Raw genomic sequence first — 15,009 nt, forward strand, 5'->3', positions numbered from 1 at the left:
CCGGCGTTTCGGCGCCGGGCCCCTTCGTCGTCCGCCGCTCCCGCCCGGCATCCCGTGGCCCCCACCACCCCTGAGCCGTGGGCCCGACTTGCGGCATCCCGTGGCCACCTCCCGGCCCGTAGGCCCGACTTGCGGCATCCCGTGGCCACCACCCGACCCGCAGGGCCGACTTGTGGGATCCCGTGGCCATCGGCCGGTCCGTCGGCCCCGATCGGCCGGCGGCCGGTCAGCCGTTGCCGGCCATCGCCGTGAGGCGGTGGGCGAGCCGGGCGACGGCCTCTCGCAGCTCCGGCGGCTCCAGCACCCGCGCCTCGACGTCGAGCCGGGCGACCTGCGCGGCGAGCCACTCCCAGTCGTCCCCGCCGACGACGAGCACGCACCACCCGTCGCGATCGTCCTCGACGCGCCCCACCTGCGGCGGCACCAGTTGCCGCAGCCGGTCGGGCTCGGTGTGCACCCGCACCCGGGCGAGACACCGGTACGGCGCCTCGGTCACCGACCGCTGCACGTAGGCGACCGGGTCCGGGTGCTCGCGCGCCCGGAAGCGCCAGGTCGTCGCCACCACCTCGCGCATCCGGTCCAGCCGGAAGGTGCGCCAGTCGTCGCGGTCGACGTCCCAGGCCATCAGGTACCAGCGGCGGCCGGTGGTGACCATCCGCACCGGCTCGACGGAGCGCTCCCGCTCGGCGCCGTCGCGGTCGGCGTAGCGGAACCGTACGCGTACCGCGTCGCGGCAGGCCCGGGCGAGCGTCACCAGCAGTTCGCCGTCGATCTCGACCCCGGGGCCGACCAGGGTCTCGGTGGCGTCGTGCACCGCCCGCACCTCGGCGCGCAGCCGGGCGGGCATCACCTGGTCGAGCTTGGCGAGCGCCCGCAGCGCCGCCTCGCCCGCTCCGGCGACCGTGCCGCCCGAGGCAAGCCGCAGCGAGACGGCCGTGGCGATCGCCTCCTCGTCGTCGAGGAGCAGCGGTGGCAGCCGGGTGCCGGCGCCCAGCTGGTAGCCGCCGCCGACGCCCGGCACCGCGTGCACCGGATAGCCGAGCGCCCGCAGCCGCTCCACGTCCCGGCGTACCGAGCGGTCGGTGACCCGCAGCTCGGCGGCGAGCGCGGCGGCGGTCCAGGACGGCCGCCGTTGCAGCAGCGCCAGCAGCCGCAGCACCCGCTCGGTTGTCCCCTCGACGGTCACCCGGTCATGGTCGCACGAATCGCGGAACGTTCCTGTCCGCTATTGCCGGCAGGGTGGGGGCATGACCGACCAGAACTGGAACTTTCTGCTGCGGGACCAGCTCGCCGGGCACTGGACCCGGCAACTCCGCGACCGCCTGGACGGGCTCACGGACGACGAATACTTCTGGGAACCAGCCCCCGACTGCTGGAACGTGCGGCCGCGGGGCACCGGCACCGCGCCGGTGCAGGGCGGGCAGGGCGCCATGACGATCGACTTCGCGATGCCGCAGCCCGAGCCGCCACCGTTCACGACGATCGCGTGGCGGCTCGGGCACGTGATCGTCGGCGTGCTCGCGGTCCGCAACGCCGCGCACTTCGGCCGCGCGCCGACCGACTACCAGTCGTTCGAGTACGCCCCGACCGCGGCGGCGGCCCTGGCCCAGCTCGACGCCGAGTACGCCACCTGGCAGTCCGGCGTGGCGTCGCTCGGCGAGGCCGGCCTCGCCCGGCCGTGCGGGGAGGCGGAGGGGCCGTACGCGGAGTTCCCCATGGCGGCGCTGGCCTTGCACATCAACCGGGAGCTGATCCACCATCTGGCCGAGGTGTGCCTGCTCCGCGACCTCCACCTGCACACCCACCAGCAGACCGGACGGGAGGCGAGCTGAGATGGCCCGCGACGTGCAGATCACCTTCGACTGTGCCGACCCGGCCGCGCTGGCGGCCTTCTGGGCCGACGCGCTCGGCTACCGGTTGCAGGATCCGCCGGGCGACTTCGCGACCTGGGAGCAGGCGCTGGACGCGCTGGGCGTGCCGCCCGAGCGGCGCAACGACGCCTCCGCGGTGGTCGACCCGGAGGGCGCCGGGCCACGGCTGTTCTTCCAGCGGGTGCCGGAGGGCAAGCAGGCCAAGAACCGCGTACACCTGGATGTGCGGGCCGCGCCCGGCCTGGCGGGTGACGCGCGGATGGCGGCCCTGGAGGCGGAGGCGGCGCGGCTGGTCGCCCTCGGCGCCACCCGGCTGAGCCGGCACGAGCCGGCGCCGCCGCTCGGCGCCGGGCACCTCGTGCTGACCGACCCGGAGGGCAACGAGTTCTGCCTCGACTGACCGGCCGCGCGGCGCGGTCGCGTCGCCGGGATCAGGTGACGATGGTCCGGCGTTCCTGGCGGGAACGCCGGACCATCTCCATCGCGGGCGACGCCGGGACCGGCTCCGGTCAGCCGACGGCGGCCAGGTCGGTCAGCCGGGCCAGCGAGTCCTCCAGGTCGGCGCCGACCCGGCGCAGGCCGAGCCGGAGCAGGGCGGCCTTGACCGGCCCGGCGGGCCACCGCACGACGATGAGCCGCACGACGGTCCCGCCCTCCTCCTCGTCCGGGGTCAGCTGCACGTAGATCTCGGTGCGCGCCTCGGCCCGGGCGCCGGCGCCCTTGGCCCGCTCGCGCCACCCGATCAGGGTCGGCTCCTGGTAGGCGATCACCTCGGCCTCGTGCGCCGCGCCGCGCCCGGCCTGGACCAGTTGTCGCCGCCCGAAGCCCTCTCCAGAGAGGACCTCGGCCGCGCGGACCCCCGCCAGCCAGGCCGGCAACTGCTCGGCCCGCTGCACGACGTCCCAGACCGCTTCCACCGGCGCCATCACGTGCGCACTGCGTTCCACGAGGATCATCTTGTCTTTCCCCCACTTAAACCACATCCGCGATATTCGGCACTCTATGTGTAAATCGGACTTACCCGGACGGGTTCGGAAAAAGACACGCCGAAAGCCCTTGCCCTGCCTGGCTTTCGGGCCTATGGACCGGCGGCGCTCCGCGCCCTAGAGTCGCGAACACGCTTCGCATTTCTGGAGGGCGAATGACGAGCGCGCCGATGCCCGACTTCCCCGCCGGCTTCCGGTGGGGGGTGTCCACGTCCGCCTACCAGATCGAGGGGGCGGCCACCGCCGACGGCCGGGGTCCGTCCATCTGGGACACCTTCGCCCACTCCCCCGGCCGGATCGCCGACGGCAGCACCGGCGACGAGGCCTGCGACCACTACCACCGGTACGCCGAGGACGTCGCGCTGCTGGCCGGGCTGGGCGTCTCCGGCTACCGGTTCTCCATCGCCTGGCCCCGGGTCCAGCCCACCGGCGTCGGGCCCGCCAACCCCGCCGGGCTGGACTTCTACGACCGGCTGGTGGACACCCTGCTGGCGCACGGCGTCGACCCGGTCGCCACGCTCTTCCACTGGGACCTGCCGCAGGCCCTCGAGGACGCCGGCGGCTGGCTCAACCGGGACACCGCCGGCCGCTTCGCCGAGTACGCCGACCTGGTCGCCGCCCGCCTCGGCGACCGGGTACGGCTCTGGATCACCCTCAACGAGCCGTTCATCCACATGAGCCTCGGGCACGGCATGGGCGTGCACGCCCCCGGCCGGGCGCTGCTCTTCGACGCCTTCCCGGTGGCCCACCACCAGCTCCTCGGGCACGGCCTCGCGGTCGCCGCGCTGCGCGCCCGCAGCACCAGCCCGGTCGCCATCGCGAACAACTACTCGCCGGTGCGGCTGGCCGGCGACACCGACGCCGACCGGGCGGCCGCGGCGGCGTACGACGCGCTGCACAACCGGCTCTTCACCGACCCGCTGCTCGGGCGCGGCTACCCGGACGGCTTCGACCTGTCCGTGGTCCGCCCCGGCGACCTCGACGTGATCGCCGCCCCGATCGACGTGCTCGGGGTGAACTACTACAACCCGACCGCCGTCCGGGCCGCCGAGCCGGACTCGCCGCTGCCGTTCGAGCTGGTGCCGCTGGACGGCTACCCGCGTACCGCCTTCGACTGGCCGGTGGTGCCCGACGGGCTGCGCGAGCTGCTCGTCGACCTCAAGCAGCGGTACGGCGACGCGCTGCCGCCGATCCAGGTCACCGAGAGCGGCTGCGCGTACGACGACGTGCCGGGCACCGACGGCCGGGTGCCCGACCCGGAGCGGATCGCGTACCTGGACGGGCACGTCCGGGCGGTCCACGCGGCGATCGCCGCCGGGGTCGAGGTGACCGGGTACTTCGTCTGGTCGCTGCTGGACAACTGGGAGTGGGCCGAGGGCTTCACCAAGCGGTTCGGCCTGGTGCACGTCGACTACGCCACCCAACGGCGCACCCCCAAGGCGTCGTACGCCTGGTTCCGGGACGCGGTGATCCGGGCCGGTGCCGATCCGGGGCCGGCGCGGTGACCACCGTGAACCCGACGCCGGCCTCGCTGCCGGCGGCGCTGGCCGAACCCACCGTGCCGGTGCGGCGGAGCTGGATCGCGCTGATCTTCGCGGCCAACCTGGGCGTCTGGATGGCCTTCTTCACCCCCATCCAGGTGCTGCTCCCCCAGCAGATCGAACGGATCGCGCCCGGCGACAAGGAGGCGATGTTCGCGGTCGTCACCGGCCTCGGTGCGCTCGCCGCGGTGCTGGCGAACCCGCTCGCCGGGGCGCTCTCCGACCGCACCGTGCTGCGCCTGGCCAACCGGCACTTCGGCCGGCGGCACGTCTGGACCGCCGCCGGCGCGGTGCTCGGCGCGCTGGCGCTGGTGCTGCTGGCCCGGCAGAACACCATCGCCGGCGTGGCGGTCGGCTGGGTCGCCGCGCAGGTCTGCTTCAACGCCATGCTGGCCAGCCTCACCGCCGCCATCCCGGACCGGGTGCCGGTGGCCCAGCGCGGCGGGGTCTCCGGCTGGGTGGGCATCCCGCAGGCGCTCGGCCTGGTGCTCGGCGCGGTCCTGGTCACCGCCGTGGTCACCGGCAACGCCGCCGGCTACGCGGTCGTCGCGCTCGCGGTGCTGCTGCTGTCCCTGCCGTTCGCGCTGCTCACCGAGGACGACCCGCTGCCCCGCGAGCACCGGCCGGTGCTCCGGCTGCGCGCGCTGCTCGCCTCCATGTGGATCAGCCCGCGCCGGCACCCCGACTTCGCCTGGGCCTGGTTCACCCGGTTCCTGGTGCAGCTCGGGAACGCGCTCGGCACGCTCTACCTGCTCTACTTCCTCACCGACGGGGTGCGGATGGCCGACCCCGAGGGCGCCCTGCTGGTGCTGATCCTGCTCTACACGCTCGGCATGATGCTCACCGCCGTGGTGTCCGGGCGGATCTCCGACCGGTCCGGCCGGCGCAAGGTGTTCGTGATCGTCTCCGGGCTGGTCATGGCGGTGGCCGCGACGCTGCTCGCGGCCGCCCCGACCTGGCCGATGGCGATCGTCGCGGCGCTGCTGCTCGGCGCCGGCTACGGCGTCTACCTGGCGGTGGACGCGGCGCTGATCACCCAGGTGCTGCCGGCCGCCACCGACCGGGCCAAGGACCTCGGGGTGATCAACATCGCGAACTCCGCCCCGCAGGTGCTCGGCCCGGCGCTCTCCGCCCCGATCGTGGTCCACCTGGGCGGCTACCCCACCCTGTACGCGGCCACCGCGGTGATCACCCTGCTCGGCAGCGCCCTGGTCCTCAAGATCCGCTCGGTGCCGTGACCGCCCACCGCCCGCCCCGGCTGTTGGCCGGGGACCGCCACCTCCGAATGCGTTAAGAAGGGGCCCCTCCTTATCCGCTCGCGTGCCGCCGTAGGCTGGAGCACGTGACGGTACGTGTACGCTTCGCCCCCTCCCCGACCGGTATGTTCCACGTCGGCGGCGCGCGCTCCGCGCTGCAGAACTGGATCTACGCCAAGCAGCAGGGCGGGGTGTTCGTGCTCCGCATCGAGGACACCGACGCCGCGCGCAACAAGCCCGAATGGACCGAGGGCATCCTCTCCGCGCTCGACTGGATCGGCATCGCCCGGGGCAGCTACGAGGGCCCCCACTTCCAGTCCTCGTACGCCGGTGAGCACCGGGCCGCCGCGCAGCGGCTCTACGAGGGCGGCCGGGCGTACTACTGCGACTGCACCCGGGAGGACGTGCAGGCGCGGACCGGCTCGCAGTACCAGGGCTACGACGGCTTCTGCCGGGACCGGGGCCTGACCCCCGGCGAGGGCCGGGCGCTGCGCTTCCGCACCCCGGACGAGGGCGAGACCGTGGTGGTCGACCTGATCCGGGGCGAGCCGACCTTCGAGAACAGGCTGATCGAGGACTTCGTCATCGCCCGCGGCGACGGCTCCCCGGTCTTCCTGCTCGCCAACGTGGTCGACGACATGACCATGGGGATCACCCACGTCATCCGGGCCGAGGAGCACCTGCCCAACACCCCGAAGCAGCAGCTGCTCTGGGACGCGCTCGGGGTCAAGCCGCCGATCTGGGCGCACGTGCCCGTGGTGGTCAACGAGAAGCGGCAGAAGCTGTCCAAGCGGCGGGACAAGGTCGCCCTGGAGGCGTACCGGGACGAGGGCTACCTCGCCGCCGCGATGCGCAACTACCTGATGCTGCTCGGCTGGGCCCCCTCCGGCGACCGCGAGATCGTGCCCTGGTCGGTCATCGAGGACGAGTTCCGGCTGGAGGAGGTGAACCCCTCCCCGGCGTTCTTCGACGAGAAGAAGCTGCGCGCGTTCAACGGCGAGTACATCCGGGCGCTGCCGATCGAGGACTTCGTCACGGAGTGCCAGCCGTGGCTGACCGGCACGGAGACCATCGCCCCGCCGCCGTGGCAGCCGGCCGAGTTCGACGCCGACGCCTTCGCCGCGGTCGCCCCGCTGGCGCAGACCCGGATCGCGGTGCTCAGCGAGATCGTGCCGAACGTCGACTTCCTCTTCCTGGCCGACCCGCTGATCGACGAGGCGGCCTGGGCCAAGGCGATGAAGGAGGGCGCGGCGGACCTGCTGGACGCCGCGATCGCCGCCTTCGACGCGCTGGCGTCCTGGGACGCCGAGTCGCTGAAGTCCACGCTGGAGGCGGTCGGCGCGGAGCGCGGGCTGAAGCTCGGCAAGGCGCAGGCGCCGGTCCGGGTCGCCGTCACCGGTCGTACGGTCGGCCTGCCGCTCTTCGAGTCGCTCGAGGTGCTCGGCCGGGACCGCACCCTGACCCGGCTGCGCGCCGCCCGGGTGCGCCTGGTCTGACCGCCGGTGCGGGGCTCAGCGGCGGGCGGCGCGGCGGCGCAGCAGCAGCCCGCCGCCCAGCACGACGAGCAGCGCCGCGACGCCGAGCGCCCAGAACCAGCCGGTCCCGCCGCCCTCCTCGGCGCGGGACGCGGCGGGCCCCGGAGCCGGCGCGCTGCCGGACCGGGCCGGCGGGGTGCTCGGCGCCGCGCTGGTCGACGCCGGGACGGTCGACGGCGTCCCGGCCGGCACGCCGGTGGTCAGGGTGAAGCGGATCTGCCCGCGCACCGGATGACCGTCGGCCGAGCCGACCTGGTAGGCGACCAGGTACTCGCCGGCCCGGCCCGGCGTGAAGGGCACGCTGACCCGCTTGCCGGCGAAGGTGGCCGCGCCGGTCGCGGCGGGCACGTCGCCCGGGCCGGTGACGGTGACCTTCGTGGTGGCCGGCGACGGGGTGGCCAGGAAGCGCAGCTCGATCCGCTCCGGCGCGGTCGCCAGCCGGGCGCCGTTCGCCGGGTCACTGCCGGCCAGCGAGTTGTGCGCGGCGGCCGGCGCGGCCGGCAGCAGCACCGGCACCCCGACCGCCAGGCAGAGCACCATCAGCCCGCCACACGCCACGCGGGCGACCCTGCCCCCCATGAGCCCCTCCATCCGGGTACGATCCGGCCGCTGATCAACGACCGCTCATTGGTCGGTCGTAGATCGCAGATAGTTCCAAATACTGTTCCACTAGCTGCAACCGAGCGACGTTCTGCGGAGTCTTTGAAGGTGGGCACCCGAAGTTCGGGCCGGGCCACCGCCGTCGGCCGATCAAGCGTGACCTGCAGCGGATGCCACCCATCGAACGGGGCGAGGAGGCGGCGATGGTCCGTAAGGTGAGGCGGCTGCTGGCAGCCGTGACGGCCGGTGCGCTCGCCGCCCTGTGCACGTTGACCCTGGCCGGTGCCCCGGCCGCCCAGGCGGCCCCCAAGCCGAAACTGCCACCGGCCGGAGTGGACATCACCGGCGACCGCCTCGACCAGCCGCTGCAACTGCGCGCCGACAGCCGCCCCGCCGAGGTCAACGCCGTCATCGACCAGGTGAAGTGGCTCGGGCAGACCGGCCAGCAGCGCGGCCCGGGCGCCAAGGACCTCGGTCCGAAGTACACGGTGGTGGTGCTCACCGGGGGCAACCCGGCGAAGACGTACGACCTCTACCCGCTCGCCAAGGGCGGGCCCCGGGTCTACCGGCCGGCCAAGCAGCCCGACCTGAGCAAGCCCCGGGCCGGCTGGTTCTTCGGCCGGCTCAACATGTCCGAGACGCTGCGCGGCGTCGGGGTGCCGCTGGAGAAGCAGTTCGACACGCTCAGCGGCGGCATCGGCGGTGGCGAACGGGTCATCCCCGAGGAGGCGCTGGACCCGGTGCAGGACATCGACGCCGCGATGGGCGAGTTGCAGCGGCTGCTGCTGCTCAACGTCGGGGTGGTCGTGATCATCACCGCCGGCCTCGCCGGCATCGCGCTGCTGGTCCGCCGCCGCACCCGCTGACCGGGCGCCACCCCGGTCAGACCTCCAGCACCACCTTGCCCCGGACGTGCCCCGCCGCCACCAGGCGCTGCGCCTCGGCGGCCTCCGCCAGCGGGAACGTCCGGGCCACGTGCACGGTCAGCCGGCCGGCGTCCACGAGCCCGGCCAGCACCGCCAGGTCGGCCGTGGACGGCTTCACGAACAGGTAGCTGCCGCCGAGTTGGGTGACGTGCTCCGGGTCGGCCGTGGAGACCAGCCGGGCCGGCCGGGCCAGCAGCTCGGCGGAGACGTCCAGGGCGTCGCCGCCGAACAGGTCCAGCGCCACGTCCACCCCGTCGGGCGCGAGCGTGCGGAGCCGGTCCAGCAGGCCGGGGCCGTAGCTGACCGGCTCGGCGCCCAGGGACCGGACGAAGTCGTGATTGGCCTCGCTCGCGGTGCCGATCACCCGACCCGCGCCGAGAGCCCGGGCCAGCTGCACCGCGAGGTGGCCCACCCCGCCGGCGGCCCCGTGCACCAGCACCGTGTCGCCCGCGCCGGTGCGGGCCAGTTGCAGTGCCTGGTACGCGGTCAGCCCGCTCAGCGGCAGCCCACCCGCCTCGGCCCAGGACGCCTGCACCGGCTTGTCGGCCAGGCAGCGTTCGGGGGCCGGCACCAGCTCCGCGTACGTGCCGTGCTGCAGGTCGTCGCGGCGGACGTACCCGATCACCTCGTCGCCCACCGCGAAGCCGGCCACCGCCGGGCCGACCGCCTCGACCACCCCCGCCGCGTCCCACCCGGGGACCAGCGGGAAATGGGTCGGGATGGCGCCGGCCAACTGGCCGTCGCGGACCTTGCCGTCGACCGGGTTCACCCCGGCGGCCCGCACCCGCACCAGGACCGTGTCCGGTCCGACCGGCGGGGTGGGCAACTCCCGCAGGGTGAGCCGGTCGGCCGAGCCGTACGCGTCGATCGCGATCGCCTTCACCCTGCTCAGGCTAGCCGCCGGCGGGCCGCCGCGGGGTCAGCACCAGCGCCGCGGCGGCCGCTCCCGGCGGACCCCGCGGTTGCGCGGCCGGACCGGGCCGTGCCGGTGCCCGCCCGCCCAGCCGGGCAGGTCGCTGCGGCAGCCCTCGTCCGCCGGCTCGGGCCCGGCCGGCGGCACCGGCTCGGCGGGCCGGGGCCGGGGCAGCGGCGCGGCGTCGTCGCGGTCCGGGCCGCGGCCGGCGGCCGGCTCGGCCGAGTGGGTCAGCCCCGTCCAACGGGGCTGCTTGGCGGGCGCCGGCTGCTCGTGGTGGCCCGGCCGGCAGGGCTCGCCCTGGGCGCAGCCGTGCTCGGCCTCCCCGTGCGCCATCCCGGTCTCCTCACCTTCGCCATCGCCCGCCGGGCGGTCGCCCCGACGTGCCCTGACACCGTACTGGCCGGGGCCGACGGCGCGGACGGCGCGTACCCGTGGAGATCGTCCGCGACCGGCGCCGGCGCGGGGCGGGCCGCGGTCGGGCCGGTCACCGGCGGACATTCTGCCCCAGCCCGCCCGGCCGGCCCCCCGCCGGACCGACCTCGAGGTGCCGTTGCTGGTCAGGGCGTGTCAGGCTGGGGCGGTGAGCGAGCCGGGCGGGACCGAACTGTCGGCGACGCTGCGCCGGATCGAACGGGCGGCGGGCGCGCTGGCCACCGCCAGCGTGTCCCGGATGGACGAGACCCTGCCCTGGTTCCGGGAGCTGCCGGCGGACCAGCGGTCCTGGGTGATGCTGGTCGCCCAGGCCGGCGTCCGGTCCCTGGTGCAGTGGCTGCGGCAGGGCGGCGGCGCCACCGACAGCACCCAGGAGGTCTCCGACGAGGTCTTCGCCACCGCGCCGCAGGCCCTGGCCCGCTCGATCAGCCTCCAGCAGACCGTCGCGCTGATCAAGGTGACCATCGAGGTGGTCGAGGAGCAGGTGGCGCACCTGGCGGTGGAGGGTGAGGAGCAGTCGCTGCGCGAGGCGGTGCTGCGCTTCTCCCGGGAGATCGCGTTCGCCGCCGCCCGGGTGTACGCCCGCGCCGCCGAGTCCCGCGGCTCCTGGGACGCCCGGTTGCAGGCGCTGCTGGTGGACGCGCTGCTGCGCGGCGACTCGCCGGACGTGCTGGCCAGCCGCGCGGCGGCGCTGGGCTGGTCGGACGCGCCCCCGGTCGCGGTGGCGGTGGGCCGCTCGCCGGGCGGTGAGGTGGCCGCCGTGCTGCACACCGTCTACCGGCAGGCCCGCCGGATCGGCGTCGAGGTGATCGGCGGCGTGCACGGCGACCGGCTGGTGATCGTGCTGGGCGGGGCGGCCGACCCGCTGGCCGCCACGGAGAAGCTGCGGTCCGCGTTCGGCGAGGGCCCGGTGGTGGTCGGCCCGGCCGTGCCCAGCCTGGACGAGGCGACGGACTCGGCGCGGGCGGCGCTGGCCGGGTTCCGCGCGGCGCCGGCCTGGCCGACCGCGCCGTGCCCGGTGCCCGCCGCGGAGCTGCTGCCCGAGCGGGCGCTGGCCGGTGACGCCGAGGCCCGGCGCCGGCTGCGGCACGACGTGTACGCGGCGCTGGTGCGCGCCGGCGGTGAGCTGCTGGAGACGCTGGACGCCTTCTTCGCCGCCGGCGGCACGCTGGAGAGCGCGGCGCGTGCCCTCTTCGTGCACCCGAACACGGTGCGCTACCGGCTCAAGCGGGTCGCCGAGGTGACCGGCTTCTCGCCGCTCGCCCCACGGGACGCGTTCGCCCTGCAGGTGGCGCTGACGGTGGGTCGGCTGGACCCGGTGGTCCCGGGGGTCACACCGGTACCGAGCCAGACATTGGGCCCGACCGGCCGGAAATCGCCACAGACAGGTGACGATCACCGCCGATCTTTGTAGGAAACATCCAAAGCTTCTAGTACGGTTTGGTGCCGTGCGTTACAGCGTGACCCGCGAGTATCCGTCAGAGTCGTAAGCGTGCTCGCCGTACTCTCGCCCGGCCAGGGTTCCCAGAAACCCGGCTTCCTGATCCCCTGGCTCGACCTGCCCGACGCCGAGGCACGGCTGCGCTCGTGGTCCGCGCTGGCCGGCGTCGACCTGGTCCACCTCGGCACCGAGGCGGACGCGGACGAGATCAGGGACACCGCGCGCACGCAGCCGCTGCTGGTCGCGGCCGCGCTGCTCGCGGCCGAGCACCTGCCGCTGCCGGACGGCGCGCTGGTCGCCGGGCACAGCGTCGGTGAGCTGGGCGCCGCCGCCCTCGCCGGGGTGCTCACCGCCGAGGCGGCCGTGACGCTCGCCGGGGTCCGCGGCCGGGAGATGGCCGCCGCCTGCGCCCTCGAACCGACCGGGATGGCCGCCGTGCTCGGCGGCGACCCGGACGAGGTGCTCGCCGCGATCGAGGCCAACGGGCTGCACCCGGCGAACCGCAACGGCGCCGGCCAGATCGTCGCCGCCGGCTCCCTCGACGGGCTGGACAAGCTCGCCGCCGAGCCGCCGACCCGGGCCCGGATCACCCGGCTGAAGGTGGCCGGGGCGTTCCACACCCCGTACATGGCCCCGGCCGAGGCCGCGCTGGCCGAGGTCGCGGCCGGCATCACCCCGGCCGATCCGGCCCGGACTCTCCTGTCCAACCTGGACGGCACCGCCGTCGGCGACGGGCGGGAGCTGGTCCAGCGGCTGGTCCGCCAGGTCACCGCCCCGGTCCGCTGGGACCTCTGCATGCGTACGCTGGCCGACCTCGGCGTCACCGGCGTCATCGAGCTGCCGCCGGCCGGCACCCTGGCCGGCCTGGTCAAGCGTGAACTCAAGGGCGAGGGCGCGCCGGAGATCGTCACTCTCAACACCCCGGACGACCTGCCCGCCGCGCGGGACCTGATCGCCCGGCAGGCGCGAACGGAAGGCAACCACTGATGACCGGCAGCAGGATCGTCGCGATGGGGCACTACCAGCCCTCGCGGGTAGTGACCAACGACGAGCTGGCCCAGATGGTCGACACCAACGACGAGTGGATCCGGGACCGGGTCGGCATCGTCACCCGGCGGATCGCCGGGGACGAGACGGTGGCCGACATGGCCACCGCGGCGGCCGGCAAGGCGCTGGCCAACTCGGGCCTGACCGCCGCCGACATCGACCTCGTCGTGGTGGCCACCTGCACCTCGGTCGACCGCAGCCCGAACGTGGCCTGCCGGGTCGCCGCCAAGCTGGGCATCGCCGCACCCGGCGCGTACGACATCAACACCGCCTGCTCGGGCTTCGCGTACGCGCTGGGCACGGTCGACCACGCCATCCGGGCCGGTGCGGCGCGCAACGCGATCGTCATCGGCGCGGAGAAGCTCTCCGACTTCACCGACTGGACCGACCGCTCGACCTGCATCATCTTCGGCGACGGCGCCGGCGCCGCGGTGGTCACCGCCACCGGCGACGACGAGCCGGCCGGGGTCGGTCCGGTGGTCTGGGGCTCGGTGCCGGAGAAGAGCGACGCGGTCCGCATCGAGGGCTGGCGGCCGTACATCGCGCAGGAGGGGCAGGCGGTGTTCCGCTGGGCCACCACGGCGCTGGCGCCGCTGGCGCTGCAGGCCTGCGAGCGGGCCGGGGTGGCGCCGTCGGAGCTGGCCGCGTTCGTGCCGCACCAGGCCAACGCCCGGATCATCGACGGCATCGTCAAGCGGCTCAACATCCCCGATGCAATCATCGCGAAGGACATCGTCGAGTCCGGCAACACCTCGGCGGCGAGCGTCCCCCTGGCCCTGTCCAAGCTGATCGAGCGGCGCGAGGTGCCGACCGGCGCGCCGGTGCTGCTGTTCGGCTTCGGCGGCGGCCTGACCTACGCCGGCCAGGTCGTCCGCTGCCCGTGAAGACCCCCTCGGGCGCGAGCGCGCCGAGGAGTGACGACCGGCGTCGCCGGCCGTCGAGTGAACCCCCGATGAGAGGAACCAACCGCAATGACCCGTGACGAGATCACCGCCGGCCTCGCCGAGATCCTCGAAGAGGTTGCCGGGGTGAACCCGGACGACGTGGCCGAGGGGAAGTCCTTCACCGACGACCTCGATGTCGACTCGCTCTCCATGGTGGAGGTCGTGGTGGCGGCCGAGGAGAAGTTCGGCGTCAAGATCCCGGACAACGAGGTGCAGAACCTCAAGACGGTCGGGGACGCCGTCAGCTACATCGAGGCGCAGTCCTGATCATGAGTCGTCCCGACGTCGTCGTCACCGGGCTCGGCGCGACGACCCCGCTCGGCGGGGACGTCGCGTCGACCTGGGACGCCATGCTCGCCGGCCGCTCCGGGGTGAGTGCGCTCACCCAGGAGTGGGCCGAGCAACTGCCGGTTCGGATCGCCGCGCAACTCGCCGTCGACCCGTCGACGGTGCTCGACCGGGTCAAGCTGCGGCGGCTGGACCGTTCCGAGGCGATCGCCCTCATCGCGGCCCAGCAGGCCTGGGCCGACGCCGGGCTGGCCGACTCCGGGCTGGACCCGGAGCGGTTCGCGGTCAGCGTCGGCTCCGGTATCGGCGGCGCCACCACCCTGCTCGCCCAGGACGACATCCTGGAGGCGTCCGGCCCGCGGCGGGTCTCCCCGCACACCGTGCCGATGCTGATGCCGAACGGCCCGGCCGCCTGGGTCGGGCTGGAACTCGGTGCCAAGGCCGGGGTGCACTCGGTGGCCAGCGCCTGCGCGACCGGCGCGGAGGCGATCGCGCTCGGGCTGGACATCATCCGCGCCGGCCGGGCCGACGTGGTGGTGGCCGGCGGCACCGAGGCGGTCATCCACCCGCTGCCGATCGCCGGTTTCGCCTCGATGCGGGCCATGTCGACCCGCAACGACGAGCCGGAGAAGGCCTCCCGCCCGTGGGACAAGGGCCGCGACGGCTTCGTCCTCGGCGAGGGCGCGGGCATCGTCGTCCTGGAGCGCGCCGACCACGCCGCCGCCCGCGGCGCACGGGTGTACGCCCGCCTGGCCGGTGCCGGCATCACCTCGGACGCGTACGACATCGTGCAGCCGCACGCCGAGGGCGAGGGCGCGATCCGCGCCATCGCCCGGGCGGTCGCCGACGCGGACGTCGCCCGGACCGACATCGTGCACGTCAACGCGCACGCCACGTCGACCCCGGTGGGCGACATGCTGGAGATCGGCGCGCTGCGCAAGGCGGTGGGCGACCACCCGGTGCTGACCGCCACCAAGTCGATGACCGGGCACCTGCTCGGCGCGGCCGGTGCGCTGGAGTCGATCGCCACCATCCTGGCCATCCGCGACGGGGCCATCCCGCCGACGATCAACCTGGACGACCCGGACGAGGGGCTCACCCTCGAGGTGGCCGCCCACAAGGCGCGCCACCTGGAGATCCCCGCGGCGCTGAACAACGCGTTCGGCTTCGGTGGGCACAACGTGGCCCTCGTCTTCACCCGCGGCTGAGCGCCGGGCCGGCCGCCG

Annotated in this window: 16 protein-coding genes; 11 read left to right on the plus strand and 5 right to left on the minus strand. The window is 74.6% G+C overall.

What is annotated here, in order from left to right:
- Positions 1 to 226: 226 nt before the first annotated feature.
- On the minus strand, positions 227 to 1,186 hold the full coding sequence (locus ACIBPB_RS10390; protein WP_396839252.1) for a helix-turn-helix transcriptional regulator: 960 nt from the start codon (positions 1,184 to 1,186) through the stop codon (positions 227 to 229).
- A gap of 61 nt (positions 1,187 to 1,247) precedes the next feature.
- On the opposite strand from ACIBPB_RS10390, the gene ACIBPB_RS10395 reads away from it, so the two are divergent.
- Together ACIBPB_RS10395 and ACIBPB_RS10400 are read left to right on the plus strand one after the other, a co-directional pair.
- The gene (locus tag ACIBPB_RS10395; protein WP_396839253.1) at positions 1,248 to 1,832 is read left to right on the plus strand and encodes a DinB family protein; all 585 of its coding nucleotides are present in this window, start codon (positions 1,248 to 1,250) and stop codon (positions 1,830 to 1,832) included.
- Between the two features lies 1 nt (position 1,833).
- Complete coding sequence (locus ACIBPB_RS10400; RefSeq protein WP_396839254.1) at positions 1,834 to 2,271, plus strand: VOC family protein; 438 nt, start codon at positions 1,834 to 1,836, stop codon at positions 2,269 to 2,271.
- Between the two features lie 109 nt (positions 2,272 to 2,380).
- Here the strand turns inward: ACIBPB_RS10400 and ACIBPB_RS10405 are convergent, their stop codons facing one another.
- Positions 2,381 to 2,827 (minus strand): SRPBCC family protein, encoded by a 447-nt coding sequence (locus ACIBPB_RS10405; RefSeq protein ID WP_046570642.1) that lies wholly within the window; start codon positions 2,825 to 2,827, stop codon positions 2,381 to 2,383.
- 185 nt (positions 2,828 to 3,012) lie between these two features.
- Here ACIBPB_RS10405 and ACIBPB_RS10410 point away from each other — a divergent pair, with 185 nt between their 5' ends.
- The 3 genes from ACIBPB_RS10410 to gltX all read left to right on the plus strand — a co-directional run bounded on the left by ACIBPB_RS10410 (position 3,013) and on the right by gltX (position 7,150).
- Positions 3,013 to 4,362, plus strand: a complete 1,350-nt coding sequence (locus ACIBPB_RS10410) for a GH1 family beta-glucosidase (protein ID WP_396839255.1) — start codon at positions 3,013 to 3,015, stop codon at positions 4,360 to 4,362.
- The gene (locus ACIBPB_RS10415; RefSeq protein ID WP_396839256.1) at positions 4,359 to 5,636 is read left to right on the plus strand and encodes an MFS transporter; all 1,278 of its coding nucleotides are present in this window, start codon (positions 4,359 to 4,361) and stop codon (positions 5,634 to 5,636) included. The genes ACIBPB_RS10410 and ACIBPB_RS10415 overlap by 4 nt, the downstream gene beginning before the upstream one ends.
- 104 nt (positions 5,637 to 5,740) lie before the next feature.
- Positions 5,741 to 7,150 carry a glutamate--tRNA ligase gene (gene gltX, locus ACIBPB_RS10420; RefSeq protein ID WP_396839257.1) on the plus strand — a complete coding sequence of 470 codons (1,410 nt, stop codon included), beginning with the start codon at positions 5,741 to 5,743 and terminating at the stop codon, positions 7,148 to 7,150.
- A 15-nt stretch (positions 7,151 to 7,165) separates the two neighbouring features.
- Here gltX and ACIBPB_RS10425 read toward each other — a convergent pair whose 3' ends face one another.
- Positions 7,166 to 7,768 carry a copper resistance protein CopC gene (locus tag ACIBPB_RS10425; protein ID WP_396839258.1) on the minus strand — a complete coding sequence of 201 codons (603 nt, stop codon included), beginning with the start codon at positions 7,766 to 7,768 and terminating at the stop codon, positions 7,166 to 7,168.
- A 224-nt stretch (positions 7,769 to 7,992) separates the two neighbouring features.
- Here ACIBPB_RS10425 and ACIBPB_RS10430 point away from each other — a divergent pair, with 224 nt between their 5' ends.
- Positions 7,993 to 8,655, plus strand: coding sequence for a hypothetical protein (locus ACIBPB_RS10430; protein WP_396839497.1), 663 nt, complete (start codon positions 7,993 to 7,995; stop codon positions 8,653 to 8,655).
- A 16-nt stretch (positions 8,656 to 8,671) separates the two neighbouring features.
- Here the strand turns inward: ACIBPB_RS10430 and ACIBPB_RS10435 are convergent, their stop codons facing one another.
- Both ACIBPB_RS10435 and ACIBPB_RS10440 read right to left on the minus strand, forming a co-directional pair.
- Positions 8,672 to 9,598 (minus strand): NADP-dependent oxidoreductase, encoded by a 927-nt coding sequence (locus ACIBPB_RS10435; RefSeq protein WP_396839259.1) that lies wholly within the window; start codon positions 9,596 to 9,598, stop codon positions 8,672 to 8,674.
- Between the two features lie 36 nt (positions 9,599 to 9,634).
- Positions 9,635 to 9,964: a hypothetical protein gene (locus ACIBPB_RS10440; RefSeq protein ID WP_396839260.1), complete on the minus strand. Its 330-nt coding sequence runs from the start codon at positions 9,962 to 9,964 to the stop codon at positions 9,635 to 9,637.
- A gap of 211 nt (positions 9,965 to 10,175) precedes the next feature.
- Between ACIBPB_RS10440 and ACIBPB_RS10445 the strand changes: the two genes are divergently transcribed.
- The 5 genes from ACIBPB_RS10445 (at position 10,176) to fabF (ending at position 14,991) form a co-directional block, all read left to right on the plus strand.
- A complete protein-coding gene (locus tag ACIBPB_RS10445) occupies positions 10,176 to 11,477 on the plus strand; it encodes a helix-turn-helix domain-containing protein (RefSeq protein ID WP_357328357.1) in 1,302 nt (433 codons plus the stop codon).
- 78 nt (positions 11,478 to 11,555) lie between these two features.
- Complete coding sequence (locus ACIBPB_RS10450; RefSeq protein ID WP_396839261.1) at positions 11,556 to 12,491, plus strand: ACP S-malonyltransferase; 936 nt, start codon at positions 11,556 to 11,558, stop codon at positions 12,489 to 12,491.
- Positions 12,491 to 13,435, plus strand: a complete 945-nt coding sequence (locus ACIBPB_RS10455; protein ID WP_396839262.1) for a beta-ketoacyl-ACP synthase III — start codon at positions 12,491 to 12,493, stop codon at positions 13,433 to 13,435. The genes ACIBPB_RS10450 and ACIBPB_RS10455 overlap by 1 nt, the downstream gene beginning before the upstream one ends.
- 87 nt (positions 13,436 to 13,522) lie before the next feature.
- Positions 13,523 to 13,762 carry an acyl carrier protein gene (locus ACIBPB_RS10460; RefSeq protein WP_007072348.1) on the plus strand — a complete coding sequence of 80 codons (240 nt, stop codon included), beginning with the start codon at positions 13,523 to 13,525 and terminating at the stop codon, positions 13,760 to 13,762.
- Between the two features lie 2 nt (positions 13,763 to 13,764).
- Positions 13,765 to 14,991: a beta-ketoacyl-ACP synthase II gene (fabF, locus tag ACIBPB_RS10465; RefSeq protein ID WP_396839264.1), complete on the plus strand. Its 1,227-nt coding sequence runs from the start codon at positions 13,765 to 13,767 to the stop codon at positions 14,989 to 14,991.
- The last annotated feature ends 18 nt before the right edge of the window (positions 14,992 to 15,009 follow it).

Origin of the sequence: Micromonospora sp. NPDC049836, from assembly GCF_044465125.1 — a bacterium.
GTDB lineage: Bacteria > Actinomycetota > Actinomycetes > Mycobacteriales > Micromonosporaceae > Micromonospora.